Annotated in this window: 23 protein-coding genes and 1 pseudogene; 14 read left to right on the top strand and 10 right to left on the bottom strand. The window is 62.2% G+C overall.

Going from position 1 to position 22,927, the window contains the following annotated elements; all coding sequences use genetic code 11:
• Positions 1-61 precede the first annotated feature (61 nt).
• The 8 genes from ACLEJP_RS03130 to ACLEJP_RS03095 all read left to right on the top strand — a co-directional run bounded on the left by ACLEJP_RS03130 (position 62) and on the right by ACLEJP_RS03095 (position 6,041).
• Positions 62-730, top strand: coding sequence for an XRE family transcriptional regulator (locus ACLEJP_RS03130; protein ID WP_440804483.1), 669 nt, complete (start codon positions 62-64; stop codon positions 728-730).
• A 246-nt stretch (positions 731-976) separates the two neighbouring features.
• Positions 977-1,288 (top strand): hypothetical protein, encoded by a 312-nt coding sequence (locus ACLEJP_RS03125; RefSeq protein ID WP_440804482.1) that lies wholly within the window; start codon positions 977-979, stop codon positions 1,286-1,288.
• A gap of 9 nt (positions 1,289-1,297) precedes the next feature.
• Positions 1,298-1,582 carry a phage antirepressor KilAC domain-containing protein gene (locus ACLEJP_RS03120; RefSeq protein WP_108480055.1) on the top strand — a complete coding sequence of 95 codons (285 nt, stop codon included), beginning with the start codon at positions 1,298-1,300 and terminating at the stop codon, positions 1,580-1,582.
• Positions 1,583-1,740: 158 nt separating this feature from the next.
• A complete protein-coding gene (locus ACLEJP_RS03115; protein ID WP_108480057.1) occupies positions 1,741-2,055 on the top strand; it encodes a pyocin activator PrtN family protein in 315 nt (104 codons plus the stop codon).
• A gap of 57 nt (positions 2,056-2,112) precedes the next feature.
• Positions 2,113-3,033 carry a hypothetical protein gene (locus ACLEJP_RS03110; RefSeq protein WP_440804481.1) on the top strand — a complete coding sequence of 307 codons (921 nt, stop codon included), beginning with the start codon at positions 2,113-2,115 and terminating at the stop codon, positions 3,031-3,033.
• Positions 3,030-4,901 (top strand): DNA cytosine methyltransferase, encoded by a 1,872-nt coding sequence (locus ACLEJP_RS03105; RefSeq protein ID WP_440804480.1) that lies wholly within the window; start codon positions 3,030-3,032, stop codon positions 4,899-4,901. Before ACLEJP_RS03110 ends, ACLEJP_RS03105 begins: the two co-directional genes overlap by 4 nt.
• Positions 4,898-5,419, top strand: coding sequence for a hypothetical protein (locus ACLEJP_RS03100; protein ID WP_440804479.1), 522 nt, complete (start codon positions 4,898-4,900; stop codon positions 5,417-5,419). Before ACLEJP_RS03105 ends, ACLEJP_RS03100 begins: the two co-directional genes overlap by 4 nt.
• 349 nt (positions 5,420-5,768) lie before the next feature.
• A complete protein-coding gene (locus ACLEJP_RS03095; protein WP_440804478.1) occupies positions 5,769-6,041 on the top strand; it encodes a hypothetical protein in 273 nt (90 codons plus the stop codon).
• Positions 6,042-6,044: 3 nt separating this feature from the next.
• Here the strand turns inward: ACLEJP_RS03095 and ACLEJP_RS03090 are convergent, their stop codons facing one another.
• Positions 6,045-7,670: a recombinase family protein gene (locus tag ACLEJP_RS03090; RefSeq protein ID WP_440804477.1), complete on the bottom strand. Its 1,626-nt coding sequence runs from the start codon at positions 7,668-7,670 to the stop codon at positions 6,045-6,047.
• Positions 7,671-7,836: 166 nt separating this feature from the next.
• Between ACLEJP_RS03090 and ACLEJP_RS03085 the strand changes: the two genes are divergently transcribed.
• The gene (locus tag ACLEJP_RS03085; RefSeq protein WP_440804476.1) at positions 7,837-8,457 is read left to right on the top strand and encodes a LysE family translocator; all 621 of its coding nucleotides are present in this window, start codon (positions 7,837-7,839) and stop codon (positions 8,455-8,457) included.
• A gap of 168 nt (positions 8,458-8,625) precedes the next feature.
• On the opposite strand, the gene ACLEJP_RS03080 is transcribed toward ACLEJP_RS03085, so the two are convergent.
• Together ACLEJP_RS03080 and ACLEJP_RS03075 are read right to left on the bottom strand one after the other, a co-directional pair.
• Entirely contained in the window at positions 8,626-9,543 is a 918-nt protein-coding gene (locus tag ACLEJP_RS03080; protein WP_440804475.1) for a hypothetical protein, read from the bottom strand.
• Positions 9,544-9,646: 103 nt separating this feature from the next.
• Positions 9,647-10,015: pseudogene (locus ACLEJP_RS03075) on the bottom strand (LysE family translocator); the annotation flags it as partial.
• Between the two features lie 128 nt (positions 10,016-10,143).
• On the opposite strand from ACLEJP_RS03075, the gene ACLEJP_RS03070 reads away from it, so the two are divergent.
• Positions 10,144-10,953, top strand: a complete 810-nt coding sequence (locus tag ACLEJP_RS03070) for an AraC family transcriptional regulator (protein WP_440804474.1) — start codon at positions 10,144-10,146, stop codon at positions 10,951-10,953.
• Positions 10,954-11,059: 106 nt separating this feature from the next.
• Entirely contained in the window at positions 11,060-11,674 is a 615-nt protein-coding gene (locus ACLEJP_RS03065; RefSeq protein WP_440804473.1) for a LysE family translocator, read from the top strand.
• Here the strand turns inward: ACLEJP_RS03065 and ACLEJP_RS03060 are convergent.
• On the bottom strand, positions 11,622-12,347 hold the full coding sequence (locus tag ACLEJP_RS03060; RefSeq protein WP_440804472.1) for a metallophosphoesterase: 726 nt from the start codon (positions 12,345-12,347) through the stop codon (positions 11,622-11,624). The genes ACLEJP_RS03065 and ACLEJP_RS03060 overlap by 53 nt on opposite strands.
• 75 nt (positions 12,348-12,422) lie before the next feature.
• Between ACLEJP_RS03060 and ACLEJP_RS03055 the strand changes: the two genes are divergently transcribed.
• From ACLEJP_RS03055 to ACLEJP_RS03045, 3 genes are all read left to right on the top strand, one after another.
• Positions 12,423-12,938, top strand: coding sequence for a DUF3016 domain-containing protein (locus ACLEJP_RS03055; RefSeq protein ID WP_440804471.1), 516 nt, complete (start codon positions 12,423-12,425; stop codon positions 12,936-12,938).
• 75 nt (positions 12,939-13,013) lie between these two features.
• Positions 13,014-13,742 carry a carbon-nitrogen hydrolase family protein gene (locus tag ACLEJP_RS03050; protein WP_440804470.1) on the top strand — a complete coding sequence of 243 codons (729 nt, stop codon included), beginning with the start codon at positions 13,014-13,016 and terminating at the stop codon, positions 13,740-13,742.
• 14 nt (positions 13,743-13,756) lie between these two features.
• Positions 13,757-13,996, top strand: coding sequence for a hypothetical protein (locus tag ACLEJP_RS03045; protein WP_440804469.1), 240 nt, complete (start codon positions 13,757-13,759; stop codon positions 13,994-13,996).
• 4 nt (positions 13,997-14,000) lie between these two features.
• On the opposite strand, the gene ACLEJP_RS03040 is transcribed toward ACLEJP_RS03045, so the two are convergent.
• The 6 genes from ACLEJP_RS03040 to ACLEJP_RS03015 all read right to left on the bottom strand — a co-directional run bounded on the left by ACLEJP_RS03040 (position 14,001) and on the right by ACLEJP_RS03015 (position 22,890).
• Positions 14,001-14,501 carry a methylated-DNA--[protein]-cysteine S-methyltransferase gene (locus tag ACLEJP_RS03040; RefSeq protein WP_440804468.1) on the bottom strand — a complete coding sequence of 167 codons (501 nt, stop codon included), beginning with the start codon at positions 14,499-14,501 and terminating at the stop codon, positions 14,001-14,003.
• Between the two features lie 79 nt (positions 14,502-14,580).
• The gene (locus tag ACLEJP_RS03035; RefSeq protein WP_440804467.1) at positions 14,581-16,266 is read right to left on the bottom strand and encodes a fatty acid--CoA ligase; all 1,686 of its coding nucleotides are present in this window, start codon (positions 16,264-16,266) and stop codon (positions 14,581-14,583) included.
• A complete protein-coding gene (locus ACLEJP_RS03030; RefSeq protein ID WP_440804466.1) occupies positions 16,263-18,041 on the bottom strand; it encodes an acyl-CoA dehydrogenase C-terminal domain-containing protein in 1,779 nt (592 codons plus the stop codon). Before ACLEJP_RS03030 ends, ACLEJP_RS03035 begins: the two co-directional genes overlap by 4 nt.
• Positions 18,034-20,499 (bottom strand): efflux RND transporter permease subunit, encoded by a 2,466-nt coding sequence (locus ACLEJP_RS03025; protein WP_440804465.1) that lies wholly within the window; start codon positions 20,497-20,499, stop codon positions 18,034-18,036. Before ACLEJP_RS03025 ends, ACLEJP_RS03030 begins: the two co-directional genes overlap by 8 nt.
• 15 nt (positions 20,500-20,514) lie before the next feature.
• On the bottom strand, positions 20,515-21,510 hold the full coding sequence (locus ACLEJP_RS03020; protein ID WP_440804464.1) for a YCF48-related protein: 996 nt from the start codon (positions 21,508-21,510) through the stop codon (positions 20,515-20,517).
• Between the two features lie 21 nt (positions 21,511-21,531).
• Positions 21,532-22,890 carry a DUF1329 domain-containing protein gene (locus tag ACLEJP_RS03015; RefSeq protein WP_440804462.1) on the bottom strand — a complete coding sequence of 453 codons (1,359 nt, stop codon included), beginning with the start codon at positions 22,888-22,890 and terminating at the stop codon, positions 21,532-21,534.
• Between the last annotated feature and the right edge of the window lie 37 nt (positions 22,891-22,927).

Genomic DNA, 22,927 nt, shown 5'->3' with positions numbered 1-22,927 from the left:
CGTTTTGTTTGCAACACGGAAAGTGCAAAAAAAACATTTCACTCCGTGTTAAAAACCACACATGAACACACTACCTCAGCGCATCAAGCAGTATCGGAAGGCCAAGGGCCTTAGCCAACAAGCTCTCGCCATTGCCTGCGGATGGGAATCTCAATCCCGCATCGGCAATTACGAGCGGGGGATCCGGGAACCCAACCTGGCAGACATCGAGAGGATGGCGGTCGCACTGGGCGTTACGCTCGGGGATCTCCTGGGCGATGCCGATCGCGCCGAGGCCCCAATTCACAGCAACGGATCTTTTGTAAGTCGGGCCATGGAGGGAGCCGTGCCGGTAGTAGGCTACGCACAGCTTGGATTAGATGGATTTTTTGAAGCCTTGGATTTCCCGCCTGGGCACGGTGACGGTTACCTGAACATCCATAGCGATGACCCCGAAGCCTATGGCCTCAAGGTGAAGGGTGACAGCATGCACCCCCGAATAAAGAATGGAGAATACGTCCTCGTGGAACCGAGCAAGAGCTACCACAGTGGGGATGAAGTCATGGTGAGGACGGTCACCGGCAGAACCATGATCAAAGAGTTCATCTACATTCGGGATGGCATGTATCGCTTCGATAGCGTCAATGCAGAACATGCTCCTATCCACATCGCCCAACACGAGATTGAGCACATCCACTTGGTCGGCGGCATCCTGAAATCATCACGCTTCATGCACGCTCACAAAAAATAAAACGGTACGTGTTGACACCAAGCAGCACGATACGTGATATTTGCCTCACTCTTCCACCACAGAGTGAGGCAACTCCATGCACACCACTGCATCACTGCACGTCCATCCGGCCGCTGCATCTACTGATCTGATTTTCAAAATCCGCCGCCTAGCCCGGCAACACGGCTGCGAATTTGCCGCCACAAAGCGCCCCGCGACAGCACCCGCTACCCGCCCAGTGACCCCAGACGATGGGGGGCATGCAGCATGAGCTACGCACTGAGCCACAACGCTTTCGCCTGCCTCAAGGCGCAGACCAACCTCTCCGGGCAATTCACCCACATCCTCCGCGACGAGGCGAACGGTGCCTGCGCCAAGGCCACGCTGCAGACCGAGGTCTATCTCGACCAGCTCGATGTGGTGATCCGCCTGGGCTCGACGGTGAACACTCTGACGCTGCCAGCGAACAGCCTCTCCAGTGCGAGAAAGATCGCAGTCCACCTCGAGGCGATCGCCAATGGCCAGATTGATACCGCCGCCATGTCTTCGACCGATCAATTGCTGGCTGACGCGGCGTAGGAGGAGACCATGGAACGCAACCTGGCTCAAACCGCCAAGCTGTTCGGGATCAGCCGCAACGAACTGATCTGCTTGATGCGCGAGAACGAGCTGCTGACCGAGCGCAACCTGCCTCGCTATCCCACCCGGGACCGCGAGTATCTGCGGACCAAGGAGGGACAGTGGTTTCACCCGACTTCAGGCATGCAGTACAGCATGTCGACCCGCGTAAAGCAGGCCGGGATCCCTTGGCTCGCAGAGCGCCTGCAGCTGCAGCTACCGACACCACCGGAAGACAAGCGTCATGCAGCCTAGGCAGTACGCGGCCGAGATTCTCCAGCTCAGGACCCGCGCGGAGCGCAACGCAGCACTCCTGCAGGTCCCCAAAGCCTGGCAGAGCCTGGTACGCAAACACTGCGAAATCACCTGGAACCACCCGTCACGCCACAAGCTCAGGGAGAGCCCGAAGCCTGATGAGCAATGCAGACCAACTAGCGCTGCGCCTGCCGCACGCACCTGATGCAACGACAGTAGAGCTGCTTTACCGCACCTTTGGCGACGTGCTCATTCCACTCGACAAAGTGCGCGTGCAGTACTTCCGCAATCTCAACGAAGACACCTTTGCCGAGCAACTGAAGGTCGGCCGGATCTGCTTGCCCGTCACCACGCTGGACAACAGCCAGAAGGCCTTGAAGTTCGCCCATATCCGCCATGTTGCCGCCCTGATCGACAGCAGGGCCTACCTAGCGGACGAAAAGCAGTCCCGCCCTACCGAGCAAGACAAGTAGTACCAACACCAGCAAGGGCCGCCACCACCGGCCCGCACACCACAAGGAGTAAGACCCATGACCACCCAACAGGTCGTCGCCCTCTTCGTCATCTGTGCCTTCATCATCGGACTGTTTGCCTACGCCTATTTCTTGGGCAAAAAAGCAGGTCGCGCCCGCCACCCAACCGGCTTGCTTTTCGATTCGCCGCCGTGCGCAGGACATAGCCGCCCCACTTCGGTATCGCTGCAGATCTCGGCATCGGAGGGAAGCGGGCACGATGTGGCGCAGGCGATCCGCGATGCTATTCCCGCTTCGCTCCGCGAGGTTTCCAGCATCGACGCGCAGAAAACAAAGAGTCTCTGCTGCGAAGCAGCAGGCATTATTCCCCCTCTGAGCAGCCCCGCCGAAGCGCTGATACCCCACCACAAGCTGCGCGAGGCAGCGCCAGTTGATGCAACGCTAATCGCTAAAAATCGCCCGCACGCGCAGCCTGCCAAGGGGTATACGCACCCTTCCGCCGCGAGCTGCATCGTCGCTGCCATGGATGCGACATTTGCCGAACAGGCCGGAACCTACGCCAGCTCGGAGCAGATGGCGCAGGCGATTGAAACCGCCCTGCAGCAAGCCGGGTTCCTGAGCCGAACCGACGAGTCATGGCAGGTCGTCCGTGCCCGCCTGGACGAATCGCTGATCGACCGCGAGGCGGAGCAGCGCAAGCACCACCACACAGTAGCCGCCCTGAAGCGCGAGATCACGGCGCTGGAGGGAGCCATTGCGCCCTACATCAACATGCCATCGAGCCGCGCCGAATACGACTTGCTGATGGAGGCCGCCAAAACGCTGCGCCTGGCAGAACAGACCATGAAGGCGCTGAAGTCTCAGGTTGCAAACCAGGCCGCCGAGCAAGCTGCTGGCCTTCAGGCGATCGCCAAGCGCGTCCATGCCCAATTGCGCAGCACGCCTCGCAGCGTCACCCAGGCGGAGGATGCAGCATGACATCCCTTTGCGCAGCAAAGCTGCCCAATCCACAGGACTTCAAGACTCAGTTTGGCTTGGCGCTGGACCCACAGGACGACGAACTTGTGGTTGATTTCTTTTGCGGCGGAGGCGGCGCTGGTACCGGGCTGGAAATGGGCTTGGGCCGGAAGGTCGACGTGGCCAAGAACCACAGCGCAGCGGCCATCAACATGCATACGGCCAATCATCCGCATGCGCGCCACTTCCAGACCGACGTCTTCGAGGGCGACCCCGACGAAGAGTGCCAAGGTCGCCCCGTGGGCTGGTTCCACATGAGCCCCGACTGCACGCATCACAGCCAGGCTGCAGGTGGGCAACCTCGGAAGCGCGAGATCCGCAACCTGTCGTGGATCGGACTGAAATGGGCAGGCATGAAAAAGCCCCGAGTGATCAGCCTGGAGAATGTGAAGCAGATCCTGCAGTGGGGGCCACTGATCGCCAAACGCGACAAGTCCACCGACCGGGTGATGAAGCTGGACGGTACCGTGGCGGCGCCAGGGGAGCGAGTGCCGGTTCAGCAGCAGTTCCTAGTGCCCGATCCGAAACGACGCGGCATCACCTGGCGCCGGTTCGTTCAGCTGCTCGAAGGCATGGGCTACCAGGTGGAATGGCGCATCATCAAGGCCTGCGACTTCGGAGCGCCAACCAGCCGAGAACGCCTGTTCATGATCGCCCGCTGCGACGGCCAGCCTATCGTGTGGCCAGAGCCGACCCACGCAAAGCATCCCGGCAAGGGCCAGCAGAAATGGCGCACAGCCGCTGACTGCATCGACTGGAGCGTGCCGAGCAAGAGCATCTTCGGCCGCAAGAAAGCGCTCGCACCCGCCACGCTGCGCCGGGTAGCCAAGGGCATGAAGAAGTTCGTGCTGGACAACCCGCAGCCCTTCATCGTGCCGATCGCAAACTGGTCAGGAGAGCTGGCACAGTCGGCAGCTGAGCCGCTCCGCACCGTTACCTCCTGGCCCCGAGGCGGATCATTTGCTATGGCCAGCCCGACCTTGGTGCAGACCGGATACGGCGAACGTGACGGTCAGCAGCCACGAGTTCCAGGCTTGGATCAACCACTGGGTACTGTCGTCGCCGGCGGAATCAAACACGCGCTGGCATCGGCACACCTGGTCAAGTTCCGCTTCAACAGCGAAGGCTCAGCCATCACCGAGCCGGTGCCGACCATCACCAGCGGCGGAAACTACAAGAGGCCAGCTGGCGCCGCCCACGCCATAGGTGTCTGCACTGCCTTCGTTGAGCAGGCCAACGGCGGATTCAACACTACGGCAGCCCGCAGCATCGATAACCCCATGAGCACGGTCACCAACACCGGCAGCCAGCAGCGCCTGGTAACGGCCAGCCTGGCCACGCTGCGCCGCAACTGCGTCGGTCGCGCCGTGGACGAGCTAGTACCAACCATGACCGCAGGCGCCGAGCATCACGCCCTGGTTGAGTACAAGCTGTCGCCAGAGCATGAGGAAGGCGCCCTGCGCGTCGCGGCATTCCTGATCAGCTACTACGGCACTGAGAACATCAGCGCACCAGACGCGCCAGCACCGACAGTCACCACCAAGGACCGCCTGGGCCTCGTCACTGTTTTCGTGAAGGGCACCCCGTATGTGATCGTCGACATCTGCCTGCGCATGCTCCAGCCTCATGAGCTGTACCGCGCCCAGGGCTTCCCAGCCAGCTACAAGATCGACAAGGGTGCAGACGGCAAGCCATTTACCAAAACCGAGCAGGTGCATATGTGCGGCAACAGCGTAAGCCCACCGCCAATGGCAGCCCTAGCCAGGGCCAACAATCCGTGGAAGTACTGCATCCAGCACGACGACCAGCCAGCGAGGCAAGCAGCATGAGCCGCATTCAACACATCATCCTCACCGAGGCCTCGCTGGAGCACGTGCTTTCCGCTGTTCGAGGGCTTCACGACATGAGCACCGAGCTCATCGCCGAAGAAGTATTCCGACAAATGTCGGAGCTGGCCGCCCATCGCCTAACTCCGATGACCATCTGGTGCGGTCGAGGCGGTCTGTACCAGTCTAAGCTGGACGCGATCCACAACGGTGAACAACTAGTCGAATCGGCCATCCTGGTCGACACCCCGGATCTGGCAGAACTGGCCATCGACATGACCGAGGCAAATGACGCCCGGAAGGCTGCGGACTTTGCCAACCGGCGATATTCAGAGGCAGTGAAGCGCACATACCCTAAAGGCACCAAAGTACGGGTTGGAACCGGAGACAGCTCCATTACCTTTACGGTAACTGGCTACGGCTCCGGTCACAGTAGCCCGGGCAAGCTGTACGGCACCAATATGACAACCGGAAAGATCCAGCATTTCTACCACTCTGATGCCATGGAGGTGGTGGAATGAAGGACCTCAAACGGATGGCGCTTGCCCCACAAGATGTACTGGTACAGGCCCTTCATGCCGCAGCCCCAGTTGGTATGCAGGATGTAGCGGACGAACTGGATCGCATCCTCCCCCCTCAACCAGGTGAGGCACGCCATGGCTGAGCGAATTCGGCCACCAATGGCGTCCCACAGCCTCGACCTGCCCGCCATCTGCGATATCTGCGGCAAAGGCCGGTCGACCCGTCGACACACCAACTGCAGCCGGATCCGCCAACAGCGTGAGAACCAAAAGTGAGCAGCCTACATGGACAACGTGGCCGCGAAACGAGCACTGGGTAGACGGGCTTGAGCCCTCCTGGAGAGATTGAATGAAGATCGCAATACCAAACCCAGTACTGCCGGGAGCAAAGCTCTCTGCGACAGTCAGCACTGGGTTTACAGCACACACCGAATCAGGCGCAGAAGCTCGCATGGCGATCATCGATCACCAAGGCAACATCCTTGCTGCCGGTGAAGATGTTGCCTGGGCTGCCTGGCGGGTATGCGTAGAAGTGCAAGAAAACTTCTGGGAGGGACAAGGGCACCTGGTGGTACACACCAGCCCACCAGGTCACCACCTGGACAGCAAGAAATCTGCCTAACCGCTACAACGGGCGGTCGACAGCGGCCGCCCAACCACCCGTCTTTCTCTCTACCCGCAACCAACGCCGCTGCCCCGCCCTTGAGATCAGAAGTACGTCGATGTACTTCGCGCTCCGCCCCTGTGGCACAACCCCGCGCATGTAAATGACGATCCGCTCAAATGTATCGAGCATGAGCTGGCGCACCTTGTTTCGAGGCTCAACCTCCTGGGCATCCACACCTAAAGCAAGGTCCGCCCATAGTTTCGCATCGGCAGGTTTCTGCCTCGCAGTCACTCCGGCGAGTTCTCGTTCAACACGGCGCTCTTCTGTCCGTGCAGCATCGAGCTGCTCTTCCAGATCACGGGCTTTTCTCAAGAATGTGATGGGAAGGACACCATCACCCTCACCCAATGCCAATGCTTCTGTGATCCGAGAGAGCTGCTGCTCGAGATCCGCGATCTTTAACCGCGACTCGGTCAGGCTCAGATGAAGATCGCCTCGAGGCCCTGCTGGCTCCTGCAGACGGACCAGATTCATCTGATCCGAGCAAAATGACATGACGGCGCGCTCCACTGGCGCAACACTGCAACTCCCCCCAACGGTACATCCTCCTTTGTCCATGTAGGATGCGCACATGATACGTCTATGGCCGTCCGACAACGTTCCATCTAATCGCACCTTATGCATCACATTCTGTGCCGTTATCGAGGTACCACAGTACCCGCAGTAGGTAATTCCAATTCCGGTCACCACTCCAGGGATAGCACCTTTACCACGCCTTCGGCTTCGGTTTCCCCGCAGCAACTGCAACTCATCAAACTGTTGATCACTGATTAAGCGCGGGTAATACCCCTCAAGAAGATACTCGCTGCCATCAACAGATATCTGTTTTGCACCTTTGAGGCTTACCAACTTTATTAAACGGTAGATCTGCTGGGCCGAGCTTCCAACAAGAGACGTATCAAGACCACTCGCCTGCATCAAACTATATGTCCGATCAGCACCATATCCCTCCAGGTACTTATCGAGTGCAAACTGCACCAGTTGCACCCGTTCGGGTATAAGCTGCCATTGGCCATCAACAAGACGCAACCAACGAGGATCAGCGCCGTTGCGTATCAGACCTCGGTATGTTCCGTTAACCCAGCCTTCGCACTGACGCTTAATTGATGCCTTGACCCGCTTGCTTTTGGTGTCGCTTTCTTCATGCGCACGAATCATTACCAGGAGGCTGTAGACCAGATCCATTGGCTGCTCTTTGAGCTTTTCCCGGTTGTACTCACGACCATCACTTGCCGTCACAACCGTGATTCCGGCATTGATGATCTGAGCCAGCTGGGCTTGCGCCTGGATGGGTTCGGCTCTGCTCAGACGATCCAGACCTTCAACAACCAGCACCGACCCGGCAGGAATCCGGCCATCATCCACAGCCCGAAGAAAAACCCCCAAAGCCCCTTGCTTAACGTGCCGCTGATGAAAGGCTGAAAGACCTTCATCACGTAGAGAGAGGGAGTCGTCTAGGGAAAGCCCACGCTCCGCAGCCCAGGATTTTGCATATTGCGCCTGCCTGTCAGCGCTATGGCCAGCGGCCTGACGCGGATCTGAGAAGCGCAGATAGCTGTAAACCATCCCGACTGATGCTGACATTTTCACCCCGGCAAACGCTATGACAAGCTCATAGTATATATCAGCAATCGGATGGCAGTCTCACCGCTACCCATTCTAGCATCCGCCGATTTTACCTACTGCCTTGAAACCCCAATCGCCTTGAGGAATGATGGGGAATCGGTCATGGGATGATGAAGACGAACTGATGAACACCTCGACACTCCTGCTGTTTATACCGGCTTGTTTCGCCCTCAACATGGCACCCGGCCCAAACAATTTGCTTTCTATCAGCAATGCCACACGTTATGGCTTCGCAGCATCCTGCTTTGCTGGTGTCGGCCGACTAATTGCATTTGCCGCAATGATCGCACTTTCAGCAGTAGGCCTTGCAGCCATACTCGAAACCTCGGCCCTAGTCTTTCATGCAATAAAAATTCTAGGCGGAGCGTACTTGCTATTCATCGCATTCAAACTGTGGACAGCAAGCACTCCTGAAGAAGAAAAAAAAGCAACAGATCCAAAGAACCAAATTGAACTTATCAAGCAAGAGTTTTTAATTGCAGCCGGAAATCCGAAAGCGATTTTAATATTTACTGCTTTCCTGCCACAATTCATAGATCCAAATCAGAATGTCGCGTCCCAATTTACAATACTAGGCGCGTTGTTCCTTCTGCTGGAGGTAATTGCTCTTGCTGGTTATGCACTGATCGGACTGCATCTCCGTCGCTGGTTCAATCAGCCTAAGGGTAAGCGGCTGTTCAACCGGATCTGCGCTGTTCTGCTCTCAGGCGCCGCCACGCTTCTGCTGACTGCACGCCGCACCTGACCAGAGCTTTAGCCGGGTTGACACTCGGCACTGGCTGAACGGACCAAATTCTAACGTTCGTTCAACGGGATTAGCACTATGCTGCTGCCAAGTGCACCATTACTATTGCTCGAAAGACAAAGCCCATGATAGAGAGGCCAGCGTGGAAGGCGCTGGCACAATGGCCCGCTAACCTACCCTATACGTCCGTGTAGAAATATCCTTATTAGGTCTGGGTATGGACTGAATTAGGCTCCTGCGTCCTAGCGCAAACAATCCACCCACAATTAAAATTTCAGCCATATGCAACCCCATGGTTACAAGCCTACCCCAGCCCAGAACAGCAAGCATGTATTCTGTTGATAAATTCGTTATATAAAGAGCCGAAGCATACATCGACACTGACAAGATCAAAAACAGATATCTTGGCCAGCCTACAACTCGCAAGTAAACAATATAATTTAAGAACGTCCCCGTCAGCAGCACAACGCTTAAAAAAAGCACGAACAGGATATTTAATGACTGTACCTTCTTTTCCAATACGCCCCCACCATCGAGGGGCTTAAGGCTTTTTACGACAAGGCCGGAAGACTCTGGGCTTTGAACCCGTTCAATAGCGGAAACACCTAAGATCCTAGACTGAACCCCAACTATTTTTAGGTCGCTATCGCTAAACATTTTTAGCAAAAACCTATCCCCAGGATTTAGCAACATCGGCTTTATAGATACACTTGATTTTTGCTGAAGCATCTGGAGCGGGATATTTTCCGGCTGAGTTTCAATCAGCTGCGCGCTTATAATCTCGCCACCTTCAATCTTTATCACTATATCAGAATAGAAATCTTCCGCCCGGACTGGAGCCTTCCCGGCGTTTTCGATTGCGATAACTACATAGGTCCCTAGCTTCACATCTCGACCGTTGAATACCATTTTCAGTCTTGAACCTACGGACTCATCAGCCCCCAACTCTGACAGCTTTTTCTTTTCAAGAACCTCATATGTCAACGCTTTGTTTTCTGTAAATATTGCCCCCCAATAAGGCGTTATCAAAAACAATAAAACCGGCACTACTATTCCAGTTAAAAAACCGAACTTACTCTTTGACATAACGATGGGGCTTCTGTGATTGGTGGCGAAACGATAGCGCAACTCTACCGCAGATTGAAGCCCAGCAAGGACAAACGCCTACCAATTTATATTAACAATCGTTAGGCTTGCCGGCGGCCACCCAGAATTCCTGACGTGCCAGGCGCCAGGTGCCGCGCGGGTGGTCGCTTGCCACCACGGCCTCGCCCACCGGTGCCCGCCATAATTGCCAGGCGATGTAGAACAAGTACGCCGCGCCCACCACCTTGATCGCCAGGAACAGGTATTCGCTGGTATGCAGCACCACCGCCAGGCCCATCGCAGCCAGGGCGATCATGCCGCTGAAGGCGACAATGCGCCCGCCACCGGCCACGCATGCCGTGCGCAGGCCATAGCGGCTGGCGTTGTGCAACGACAGCAGGTTGTTCGGCCCCGGGGCCATGTTCAAGGCAAAGCAGGCCGGGATGAAAAGCAGCAGGCTCGAAAGATCCATGATTTGTCCTCTTGCAATCAGTCACTATTCCGGCGCCTGCGGGCCTGGTGGTCAAGTTACAGCCGGTGGAAAAAACTGTATGGGTGCGCAGCGCCTGATAAGCTGCAGGCCCTACCGAGGACTCCATGATGCCGCGAACCCATGCCGCGTTGTGGCGCGACCCGGCCCTGCCGCATGTCGAAAGCCGCCGCGCCTGCCATAGCCGGGCCTGCTACAAGGCCCACAGCCACCCGACGTTTTCCATCGGTGCGGTGGATGCGGGGGTCAGCCATTTTACTGGCACCGGCAACGGCGAGGAACGCCTGACGCCCGGCACGCTGGTCATGGTCCCGGCCCAGCGCGTGCATGCCTGCAACCCCGAACCCGGGCAGGCCTGGAGCTACCAGATGCTGCATGTGGCTGGCGACTGGCTGGCAGCATTGCGCCTGGAGTCGGCGCTGGGTGGCGCCTGCCCCGGTGAACCGGCACGTATCTGCCGGGACCCGGCGGTGTATCGGCAGTTTTGCCAGCTGAACGGGTTGCTGTTTTCCAGCGCCAGCAGTGCAGAGAAGGACGCCGCGCTGATTGCCTTCCTGGGTGACCTGGATGTTGCCGCGTATCCACCGCTGGCTCCGGCGCCCGCTCTGGGGGCGAGCGCCTTGAGTGGGCTGCTTGCGCGCATCGAGGGCCTCGACCCCGCGCAGTTGAGCCTTGATGCCCTGGCCCGCGAGTCGGGGTTCGGGCGCTACGCGTTGATCCGCGCCTTTCGTGCGGCCACCGGGTTTACCCCGCATGCCTACCTGCTAAATGCGCGGGTCAACCGTGGCCGCCAGCTGCTGGGTGAAGGGCAGGCGCTGGCAGAAGTGGCCTACCGGCTGGGCTTTGCCGACCAGAGCCATTTCCAGCGGGTGTTCAAGGCCTATGTGGGCGTGACACCCGGGCAATACCGAGGGGGCTGAAGGCGCGCATGGGCGGTGTAGGCCGGCGGGCTGTGCAATATTGTTCAATACGCGGTGGGCGCTGAAGGGCAGAGTCTGGCTTTTCCGCCACAGCAGTCACACCGCCATGCAGCAGTTCCTGATCATCGCCGTCGCCCATTTTCTCGCCCTGCTCTCCCCCGGGCCGGACTTCTTCCTGGTCGCACGCACCTCCATCAGCAGCGGCTGGCGGGTCGCCAGCGGCGCCTGCCTGGGTATCGCCCTGGCCAATGGCGCCTTCATCGCCATGGCCTTCACTGGCCTGTCGGTGCTACAGGAAGGCAGCCCACTGTTCATTACCCTGCAACTGGCCGGTGCCGGTTACCTGTTGTACATCGGCGTGCTGTTCCTGCGCCACGCCGGGCGCTCAGGCCTGGGCAGCGTCGCGGCCAGCCAGGCCGTGGCAGGCTGGTGGCGGAGCCTGGGCATGGGCTTCCTGTCGGGCATTCTCAACCCGAAGAATGCGCTGTTCTATGCCAGCCTGGCCAGCATGGTCGGCAGCACCGGCGTCGGCTGGAAGACGGCCTGCGCCCTGTGGATGTTCAGCATCGTGCTGCTATGGGACCTGCTGGTCGCCGTGGCCATCGGCAACCCTGTGGTGCTGCGGCGTTTCGCTCGCATCCTGCCGTGGCTGGAACGAGCCTCGGGGGTCATGCTGGTGGTGTTGGCCCTGGCGCTGTTGCTGCACCTGGCGCAGCGCTGAGCAGTTGCAACGTGGCCAGGTCCATGAGGCTGAAATGGCCGCTGGCCCAGCCGCCGGTATCCAGGTGCCAGACGTTACCCAGCTGCTTGGCCTGCAGCACCGGCGTGTGGCCGACCAGCAAGGCCCGCAGGCCTGTCACCGGCCGGGTATCGCCTTCCTTCAGGCGCCGCCGCGACCACTGGCACACTTCCAGCACCTCGGGGTCGTCATCCAGCTCCAGCCAGGTACGCAGCACCGCCCAGTCGGCAAACGGACTGTCGGCATGCAGCAGGCCAACCAGGCCGCCGGCGGTCTCCACCTCGAGGGCAATGGGCAGTTGCTCGAAGCGTTCGACAAACCGCAGCTGCTCGCCCGGCGGCAGGTCGAGGAACCAGCCGCCACCGGCCGCACGATACATGTCCAGGTCAAGCCGCCCGCCGCGCAGGCGGGTGATCGCCAGCGCTTCGTGGTTACCCTGCACGGCATGCAGCCAGGGCTGTGCCAGCCATTCCAGCGCAGCTTCACTGTGCGGCCCGCGGTCGACCAGGTCACCGACGCTGAACAGGCGGTCCACCGCTGGGTCGAACCCCACCGCCTCCAGGCACGCCTGCAGGCGCTGGAAGTGGCCGTGGATATCCCCCACCGCCAGGTCCCGTCCCCGCGTGTTGGCGGCTACCCGCCGAAACCGTTTCATGGCAATTTTCCTCTGCTGGTGCCGCCTTGCCGGGAGTAAAATGGAGGCACACCCGCGCCACTCCGGAGGTGCATCATGCATACCGTCCTCAGGTGTGCCGTGCTCATGGCCCTGTCACTCCACAGCATGGCACACGCCGCCCCTGCCGCGCAGGTCGAAGTGCGCTTCGACCACCCGGAACAGTTCCGCGATGCCAGCCTCGACAGCCACGGTTACGAACGAGGCGCCGATGCCTATGTAATGACAAGCCTGACCCAGTACTTGCAGAAGCTGGGCCAGCGCTACCTGCAACCGGGCCAGCGGCTGGCCATCGACATCCGCGATATCGACCTTGCCGGGCGCTTCGAGCCCTGGCACGGCCAGGCTTACGATGTGCGCTTCATGCGCGATATCACCTGGCCAACCATCGACCTCAGCTACACCCTCAGCCAAGCGGGCAAACCCGACCAACAGGCCCGGGAGCGGGTCAGCGACAAGATGTACCTCAGCCGCCCAGGCCGGGTCACTGGCAGCCACGACCGCCTGTATGCCGAGAAGGCCATGCTTGACGACTGGTTCCGCCAGCGTTTCGCCGCGCGTCCGTCGTCCTGAAAATCCCTTCACTGGAACAGGCGTTGGTACTGGGAGTATGCTCGGCGCTTCAACCTGTACCAGGGATGGGTTTCCATGAAACTGTGCGCCGTGCAAGCAAGGTCTATCAAGGGTGATGTGCAAGCCAACCTCGAGCGCCACCTGGCCTGCATCGAGCAGGCCGCGGCCCTCGGTGCCGAACTGGTGGTGTTCCCGGAACTGTCGCTGACCGGTTATGAGCCCACCCTCGCCCGCCAGGCGGCCCTGCCCGTCAGCGCCGCGCGGCTGGACCCGCTGCAGGCAGCCTGCGACCGGCTGGGCATCACCGCTGCGGTGGGCCTGCCGCTGCCGACCCCCGACGGCATTCGCATCGGCATGCCGATCTTCAGCCCCGGTGCGCCGCGCCAGGCCTATGCCAAACGGCGCCTGCATGATGACGAGCTGCCGTACTTCACGCCGGGCGACCAGGCATTGCAGCTGCAACTGGGCGGACACCGCGTGGCACCGGCGATCTGCTATGAATCGATGTTCATGGCACACGCGGTGGCAGCGCGCGAGCAGGGTGCCGACCTGTACCTGGTCAGCGTGGCAAAAACCGCAAAGGGCATCGACGAAGGCCATGCGCATTACGCCGAGGTCGCCCGCGAGCTGGGCATGCCGGTGTTGCTGGCCAACTGCGTGGGGCCGGCCGACACCTTCATCGGTGCCGGCGGCTCGGCGGCCTGGGACAGCCGGGGGCGCTTGCTGGCCAGACTGGATGATCACAGCGAAGGCATGATCGTGCTCGACACCCGTAGCGCGGCAGCTATCGCTGTGCCCCTGTAAGAACTGCTCCCGGCATGATCTATCTGATTCTGGCGGTGCTGAGCTATGCCTGCACCTACTACCTGACCGGTCTGCTCATCCAGGGCCAACTGGCCGATGTCGCCGAGGGCTTGCGCCACCGCCCTGATGCGCCGGCACCCGGCGAGTACCTGCGCAGGATCAGGCCATACGCACGCCGAGCCCGGCGGCAGTACACCCTGCTGGCCGGCTCGATACTGGCCGTGCTGGCCTGCCTGGTCGCCAGCTGGTTCTAACCGGCTAGAAGTCCAGCGCCAGGCTTTGCCGGCCCTCCAGCGCCAACAGGTACTGCTTGGCCGCGAGGCCGCCGGCGAAGCCGGTCAGGCTGCCCGAAGCACCGATCACGCGGTGGCACGGGGCGATGATCGAGATCGGGTTGCGGCCATTGGCAGCCCCTACCGCGCGCACTGCGGCAGGGTTGCCGATATGCCGGGCGATGTCGCTGTAGCTGCGGGTTTCGCCAAACGGTATCGCCAGCAGCGCGGCCCAGACCTGGCGCTGGAACGCGGTGCCGGCAAAATCCAGCGCCAGCTCGAAACGCTGGCGCTTGCCGGCGAAATACTCGCCGAGCTGGCGGGCAGTTTCCAGCAGCACCGGGCGCTCGTCGTCGCGGTGCAGAGCACCGAGGCGCACGCGGTTTTCCCGTTCCGTTTCCCACAATACGGCGGCCAGGCACTCGCCACGGGCCACCAGGGTCAAGGTGCCGACGGGCGACTGCATGAAAGTGAATGCGCTGGACATGGCGGGCTCCTGCGAGATTGCGTTGCGCCCACTGTACGCATCCACAGCCTTGCCTGCATCCGCTTTCTTGCCCGCGCAATCACGCCATCGGCCGGGCCTGTGCCGTCACGGTATCCAGCGTCTGGCGAATGCGCTTCTTGTCGGGCTTGCCCACGCTGGTCTTGGGGATTTCCCCTACACAGCGTACCTGCCGCGGTATCGCCCACTTGTTCAACTGCCCGCGATCGACAAACGGCTGCAGGTAGCCGGCCAGTGTGGCCTGGTCGAAGTGCATGCCGTCACAGCAGACCACCAGCGCCAGCGGTTGCTCTCCCCAGTGCGGGTCCGGGATGCCGACCACCGCTACCGACGCCACGGACGGGTGCTGGCTGATCAGGCTCTCCAGGGCTACCGAGCTGACCCACTCGCCGCCGGTCTTGATCACGTCCTTGATCCGGTCACGAATACGTACCACCCCCGCCGCATCGATGCAGGCCAGGTCTCCGGTGTGCATCCAGCCGCCCAGCCACAAGGCTGCACCCTGCTCCGGTTCGTGCAGGTAGCCTTGGCTCAGCCATGGCGCGCGTACCACGATTTCACCCAGGCTTTCGCCGTCATGCGGCACCGCCCTGCCCTCGCTGTCGACGATGCGCAGGTCCACCAGGGCAATCGGCACGCCGGCATCGATACGCAGCGACAGTTGCTCGGCCATGGGCAATGCCAACTGCTCGGCACTGAGGTGGGTGATGCTGAGCAGCGGGCAGCTTTCCGACATGCCGTAGCCACAATGCACGCTGATGCCGCGCTCGCTGGCGCGCTGCGCCAGGCCCATGGTCAGGGCACTGCCCCCCAGCAGCATCTTCCAGCCCGCCAGGTCGACGCGCCGCCCTTCGTCGCAGTCCAGCATCATCTGCAGCACCGTGGGCACGCAGTGGGAAAAGGTCACGCCTTCCTCGCGGAACAGACGCACCAGTCGGTTGGGCTCGTAACGCCCGGGGTAGACCTGCTTGATGCCCAGCGCCGTGGCGACATAGGGTATGCCCCAGGCATGCACGTGGAACATCGGGGTAATGGGCATGTACACGTCGCACGTGCGCAGCAGCGGCGCTTCGCCACAAGCCGCCAGGGTGCCCTGCTCGACCAGGGTATGCAGCACCAGTTGCCGATGGCTGAAATACACACCCTTGGGGTTGCCGGTGGTGCCGCTGGTGTAGAACAGCGTGGCCAGCGAGTGCTCGTCGAAGTCGGCGAACTCGAACTGCGGCTCGGCAGCCGCCAACAACCCTTCGTACTCGCCCAGCAGCGGTACGCCCTGCGGTTCGGGGTCAGCGTCGCTGAGGCGGATGAAGCCCTCGACCGTCGGCAGGTGATCGCGTAACTGCGCCATCAATGGCAGGAAGTCGTCATGCACCAGTACCAGGCGGTCTTCAGCATGGTTCATGGTGTAGCGCACCTGCTCGGCAGACAGCCGCACGTTCACCGTATGCAGCACCGCACCCAGCATCGGTACGGCGAAGAAACACTCCAGCGCACGGTGGCTGTCCCAGTCGAGCAAGGCCACGGTGTCGCCAGGCCTCACCCCGGCAGCGGTCAACACATTGGCCAGGCGCTGGATACGTTCGAGCAACGTGGTGTAGCTGTAGCGCAGCCTGTCGGCGTAGACGATCTCCTGGTTGGGCTGGTAGCGCACGCCCGACAACAGCAGGCGCTTGATCAGCAGCGGGTAGGCATAGGCCTGCTCGGCCGCCGGCATGATACGGGTGGGGACGCTGGTAGCCTTGTTCATAGCTGGCCGGCCTCGAGCAGGTACAGGCTGTCGCTGCCGGCCCTGACACTGGCGCTCAGCGAATGGATGCGCGGCAGCAGGCGTGCAAAGTAGAACCGCGCGGTGCCCAGCTTGCCCTGGTGGAACGGCTCGGGCGCCGGGTGGCCCTGGCATACCACGGCCATGCGTGCCCACAGGTAGGCATAGAAGGTGTAGCCAAACACGTGCAGGTACTCCACCGCCGCCGCACCCAGTTCGCGCGGGTTGCCCTGGGCGCGGTCGAGCAACCAGGCGGTCAGCTCGTCGAGATTGCGCACGGCCGCCAGCAGCGGTGCGCTGAACTCAGCACAGGCTGCGGGCAGCGCCGCGGCGAACGCGCCGATTTCGGCGGACACACTGCGATAGGCCTGGCCACCATCGGCCAGCAGCTTGCGCCCCACCAGGTCGAGGGCCTGGATGCCGTTGGTGCCTTCGTAGATCTGGGTGATGCGGCAGTCGCGGATCAACTGCTCCTGGCCCCATTCACGGATGTAACCATGGCCGCCGAGCACCTGCTGGCCGTGCACGGTGGTCTCCAGCCCCATGTCGGTGAGGAACGCCTTGGCCAGCGGTGTGAGCAATGCCACCCTGGCCTCGGCACGGGCGCGCGCGGCGGCGTCTTCGCTGTACTTGGCCAGGTCCAGTTGCAGCGCCACATACGTGGAAAACGCCCGCCCGCCTTCGTTCAACGCTTTCATGGTCAGCAGCATGCGCCGTACGTCCGGGTGGACGACGATCGGATCGGCACTTTGCGCCGGCGCTGCGGCGCCGTTCGGCGCACGGCCCTGCAAGCGGTCACGGGCGTAGGCAATGGCGCCCTGGTAGGAGCGTTCGCCGAGGGCCAGCCCCTGGATACCCACGCCCAGACGCTCGTAGTTCATCATGGTGAACATGGCATTGAGGCCCTTGTTCGGCTCGCCGACCAGGTAGCCGATGGCATCGTCGAAGTTCATCACACAGGTGGCCGAGGCCTTGATGCCCATCTTGTGCTCGATCGAACCGCAACTCACCGCATTGGCCTCGCCCAGCGCACCGTTGGCGTCAACCAGTACCTTGGGTACCAGGAACAGCGAGATGCCCTTCGGCCCGGCGGGCGCACCCGGCAACCGCGCCAGCACCAGGTGGATGATGTTCTCGGTCAGGTCCTGCTCACCGCCGGTGATGAAGATCTTGGTCCCGGTTATGCAGTAGCGGCCATCGGCGCTTGGCTCGGCACGGGTGCGGATCAGCCCCAGGTCGGTACCGGCATGCGGCTCGGTAAGGCACATCGAACCCGTCCAGCGCCCTTGGTACATGGGCGGCAGGTACAGCGCCTTCAACGGTTCGCTGGCATGGTTGAGCAGCGCCAGGCAGGCTCCGGCGGTAAGCATCGGGTACAGGCCGAACGACAGGTTGGCGGCATTGAGCATTTCTTCGAGCTGTGCGCCGATCACTTTCGGCATGCCCATGCCGCCATATTCCGGGGCACCGGCAACGCCCACCCAGCCATCGGCGGCGAATGCCCGGTAGGCATCGGCGAAACCGTCAGGGGTATGTACCTGCCCGGCGTCCCAGCGGCAGCCTTGCTCGTCCCCCCTGCGGTTGAGCGGCGCCACCACCTCGGCAATCAGCCGGCCGGCCTGTTCGAGCACGGCCCGGGCAGTGTCGCCATCGACCTGCTCGGCCAGGGCGGGGGTCAGCGCCCACCAGGCCGGGATGTCGAACACTTCGTTGAACAGAAAATCCATGTCGCGCAGTGGTGGAAGGTAATCAGACATGAGGCGAGCACTCGGTGGCTTGGGTTTGCGGAAGCGGCGTGGCCTGGGCCTCGGCAGGCGCCGAAGCGGCCTGGTCACGCAGGAGGAAATGCGATAGCGCAGGGATCAGCACCAGCGCGCCGAGCATGTTCCACAGGAACATGAAGGTCAGCAGCAGGCCCATGTCGGCCTGGAACTTGATCGGCGACCAGGCCCAGCCGACCACCCCGGCCGCCAGGGTGATGCCGACCAGCCCCACCACCCGGCCAGTGAAGGCCGCGGCTTTCTGGTAGGCCTGGGCCAGGCTCAGCCCGGCGCGCTGGTAATGCAGCTGCACGCTGAGCAGGTACAGCGCGTAGTCCACGCCAATGCCCACGCCCAGGGCGATCACCGGCAAGGTGGCGACCTTGACGCCAATGCCCATGGCCACCATCAGCGCCTCGCACAGCACCGAGGTGAGCATCAGCGGCAGGATCGCCACCAGCGTGGCGCGCCAGCTGCGGAAGGTGAACAGGCAGAACAGCGTGACCGCCAGGTACACCAGCCACAGCATGCGGTGGTTGGCTTCGCGCACCACGGCATTGGTGGCGGCTTCGATTCCGGCACTGCCGGCGGCCAGCAGAAACTGTTGTTCGGCGCTGCTGTTGGCCTGGGCAAAGCGCTCGGCCACGGCAGCCAGCTGGGCCAGGGTGTCGGCGCGGTGGTCCTTGAGGTAGGCGATGACCGGCATCAGCGAGCAGTCGTTGTTGAACAGCTCCGGGGCGTTGACCGAGGCCTGCTGGGCAGCGTAGTTGAGCACGTCCTGGTTGCGCTGCAGGCTGTTCAGGCGCGGGTTGCCTTCGTAGGTACCGGCGGTGATCTGGCGCACGGCGTTGGCCAGCGACACGGTAGTCTGCACCTCCGGCAATTGCTGCAGCGCCCAGGCCAGACGGTCAGCCAGAATCAGCGTCTGGTATTGCAGGCAGCCTTCCGGGGCGGTCTTGACCATCACCGCGAAGGTGTCGCTGGACAGCGCGTAATGCTGGGTGATGTAGGCGTTGTCGCGGTTGTAGCGCGAATCCGCGCGCAGCTCGGGTGCGCCGCTGTCCAGGTCACCGATCTTCAGCTGCTGGCTGCCCCAGATGCCGAGCGCTCCCAACGCCAGCGCTGCCAGCAATGCGGCGCTGGCCCATTTGCGTTCGGTGAGGCGATCGAGCAGGTCCCAAAGCCGGCCGAAGCCTCGATGTCGCGCGGCACGGGCGTCGATAGCCAGCGCTCGCTCGGCAGCCTTGCGGCCGACCCCGACATACGACAGCGCCACCGGCATCAACAGCAACGAGGTGAAGATCAACACCGCCACACCAATGCTGGCGGTGATGGCCAGGTCCTGGATCACCGGGATATCGATCAGCATCAACACGGCAAAGCCCACCGCATCGGCCAGCAACGCAGTGACCCCGGCAACGAACAGGCGGCGGAAGGTATAACGCGCAGCCACCTGGCGGTGGGTGCCACGGCCAATGTCCTGGAGAATGCCGTTCATCTTCTGCGCGGCGTGCGACACGCCGATGGCGAAGATCAGGAACGGCACCAGGATCGAATACGGGTCGATGGCATAGCCCAGCCAGGCAACGATGCCCAGCTGCCACACCACCGCGGTCAGCGAACACAGCACCACCAACAGCGTACTGCGCACGCAGCGGGTATAGGCGTAGATGATCACCAGGCTGGTCAGTACCGCCAGGGCGAAGAACGCCATCACCTGGACCAGGCCGTCGATCAGGTCGCCCACCAGCTTGGCGAAGCCGATCACATGGATACGGTACTGGCCGCTGGCCTGGTACTGGCTGCGCAACTGTTCGAGCTTTTCCGAGAAGGCGTGGTAGTCGAGGCCTTTGCCCGTGGCCGAGTCCTGGTCGAGCAACGGCACGATCAGCATGCTCGACTTGAAATCACGCGCCACCAGGCTGCCGACGATGTTGGCGCGCTCGATGTTCTGCCGCAGTTGCTCGATATCGCCTGGCGCGCCCTGGTAGCTGTCGGGCATCACCGGGCCGCCCTGGAAACCCTCCTCGGTCACTTCGGTCCAGCGCACCGCCGGGCTCCACAGCGACTTCATCCAGGCCCGGTCCACACCCTGGCTGAGGAACAGCTCGTCGTTGATGTGCCGCAGGGTCTGCAGGTAGCCAGGGTCGAAGATGTCGCCCTGGGTGTTCTCCACGACCACCCGCACGGCGTTGCCCAGGCCACGCAGCGACGAGCGATTTTCCAGGTAGTTGTGGATGTAGGGGTGGCTCTGCGGCAGCATCTTGTCAAAGCTGGGGCGCAGCTCGAGACGGGTCAGCGCCATGTAGCCGAGCACCAGGGTGGCCAGCAGCATGCCCAGCACGAACGGCAGGCGGTGGTTGAACACCAGGCGCTCCAGGCCGTTGCCCGAGCACGCGTCGAAATCGTCGAGGTTGCGGATTACCGGAAGGGTGTCTTGGCGAGTAGCGGCCATCGGGGTCTTCTCTTGTTATGGGTACGGCGTGGGGTTACCGGCCTGGTTGCGCACGCCCCGCTCACCCACCAGCACCAGGCCGTTGCCGGTGTCGGTAGCGAGCGCGGTCACCGGGCCCCGGGCGCTTTGCGCCACGGGGCTGAAACTGGCGCCATCATTCCGGCTGAACAGCAGGTCGCCAGCCTGGCTGGCCAGCCACAGCGTCCCGTCACGGTCGACCCCGGCAGCGCTGAAGCTGGTATTGATACCGGTGCGTACCGGCTGCCATTGCTGGCCGCCGTCAGTGCTGCGGTAGACGTGCCCACGCAGGCCGTACACCAGCAGCAAGCCGGGCTTGCCCACCGCGCCAAACAACGTGCCGGCATAAGGTGTTGCGACACGGATGAAGCGCTCGCCATCGCGCTTGAGCAGCAGGCCCTGCTCGCCGGTGATGTACAGCGCTTCACCGATGGCAGCCAGGCTGGTCAGGTGCAGGCCTTGCGGGTTGTCGCTGTGGTCGAGCCAGGGTTGCCAGTGCTCGCCGCCATCCGTGGTGTGCAACAACAGGTTGAACAGGCCCACCGCGTAGCCGTTGCGCGCATCGCTGAACCACACATCGAGCAAGGTGTTGTCGCTGCTCGTACCCGGCAGCCGTTCGGCCAGCAGCCGACCATCCAGTTGCTTGTGCCAGTGCACACCACCATCGCGGCTGTGCAGCACCACACCGTCATGGCCGACCGCCCAGCCCAGTTCGGCGCCGGCGAAGCTCACGGCGTTCAGGTCGGCACTGACCGGCACCTGGGCTTGCTGCCAGTGCGCGCCGTGGTCGTCGGAGTACACGATGTGCCCACGCGGGCCCACCGCCACCAGGCGTTGCCCGGCCAGGGCGACATCGCGCAAGGCGCTGCTGGCCGCCAGCGCAGTGGGCATCGCAGGCAGGTCCAGCACGTCGGTGAAGGGCGCCGCCTGCACTGCGCCTTGCAGCGTGGCCAGGGCCAGCAGCACCACGCTGCATCGTTTGAAGACAGACATTGCCACCTCTGCTCGGTAGGTTCAGCGAATGCCGTTGCCGGCCAGCGACTCGGGTGACCACTGGGTTTTCGACAGTGGCTCGATGTAGCGGATGCCGCCGTAGGCACCGACCACGCCGTTGAGGTTGTAGGTGCCGCCGATCAGGTCGTAGATCATGAACGGCGTGGCGTCCGGGGTCTGTTTGTCGTAGCTCTGGGTGAGGAAGGCGAACGAGCCGCGATACAGCTGGCCACGGGCGTCGTACTGGTCCGAAGCCAGGGCGATCCAGCTGTCTTCGTCAAGGTAGAAGCGGCGTTTATGGTAGATGTGGCGCGCGCCGTCCTTGAGCTTGCCTTCCACCACCCATACCCGGTGCTTCTCCCAACGCACGAACTGCGGCGCCAGGTGGTTGGGCGTGATCACCTGCTTGACGTCGGTGTTGTAGGTCAGCTGGTAGGTGTTGTACGGCACGTACATTTCCTGCTTGCCGACCAGGGTCCAGTCGTAGCGGTCCAGCGCACCGTTGAAGACGAACACATCATCGTAGGTCCCCGAGCCCGAGGTGCCCGGGTTGGGCGTGTCATAGGCCAGGTTCGGCGCCAGCTTGACCCGGCGCTGGCCAGGCAGGTACTGCCAGGCACTGCGCGGCTGCACCAGCGGGTTGGCCGCATCGCGCAGCATCATCGCTTCGCCGGCGCGGCGGGCGGGCCCGGTGTACACCAGCTTCATCTGGTAATAGGTGTCCTTGGCGCCGATCGGCCTGGCCATGTCCTCGTAGATCGGGTAGCTGATATTGGCCTGGCCGGTGGTCGAGAGCGAGGGCTTGCCGGCTGCATCGACGTTCCACGAGTCGTACTTGGCGGTCATGCTCACGCCCTGGTAGCGCAGCAGGAAGTTCCACATGGCCTCGGCACCGTTCTGCGGAATCGGGAACGGGATGCCCGGCAGCACGTTGTCCACTGCCGTGCCACCCTCCTTGCTGTTGGCGCCGGTGGCGTTCTTGCGGGTGTTGTCGAGAACCGCCTGGGGCAGCGCCACGCTGCGGTGGGTCGGGTAGACATCGACACGGTAGCTGGGGTAGCGCTTGAGCAGCTCGAGGGTGGTGGCGGTCAACTGGTCTTTGTATTGCTCGGCGTTCTTGCCATCGATGACCAGCACTGGCTTGTCGCTGGCGAACGGGTCAGGACGCATGCTGGCACCGTTCTGGTAACCCGCCGGTGGCGTCAGCAGGCCGCCCTGGTAGGCCGGGATGGAGCCATCGGCATTGCCGCCCTTCTCCGCGCCAATGGCGGTCAGGCTGGTGCCCAGGCGCGCGGCCTGGTCATTGGAAACAGCGGCCTGGGCAGCGTTCAGCGCGGCCAGGGACAGGCACGAGGCCAGCAGGGTACGTACGAAATTCATGATGGTTTTCTTCCTGTGCAGGCTCTGGGAAAGAGGA

The sequence above is a fragment of the Pseudomonas sp. SMV7 genome, from assembly GCF_052041995.1.
Classification (GTDB): domain Bacteria; phylum Pseudomonadota; class Gammaproteobacteria; order Pseudomonadales; family Pseudomonadaceae; genus Aquipseudomonas.
The sequence above is the reverse complement of the archived record's forward strand: the minus strand, read 5'-3'. Positions and strand labels throughout refer to the sequence as shown.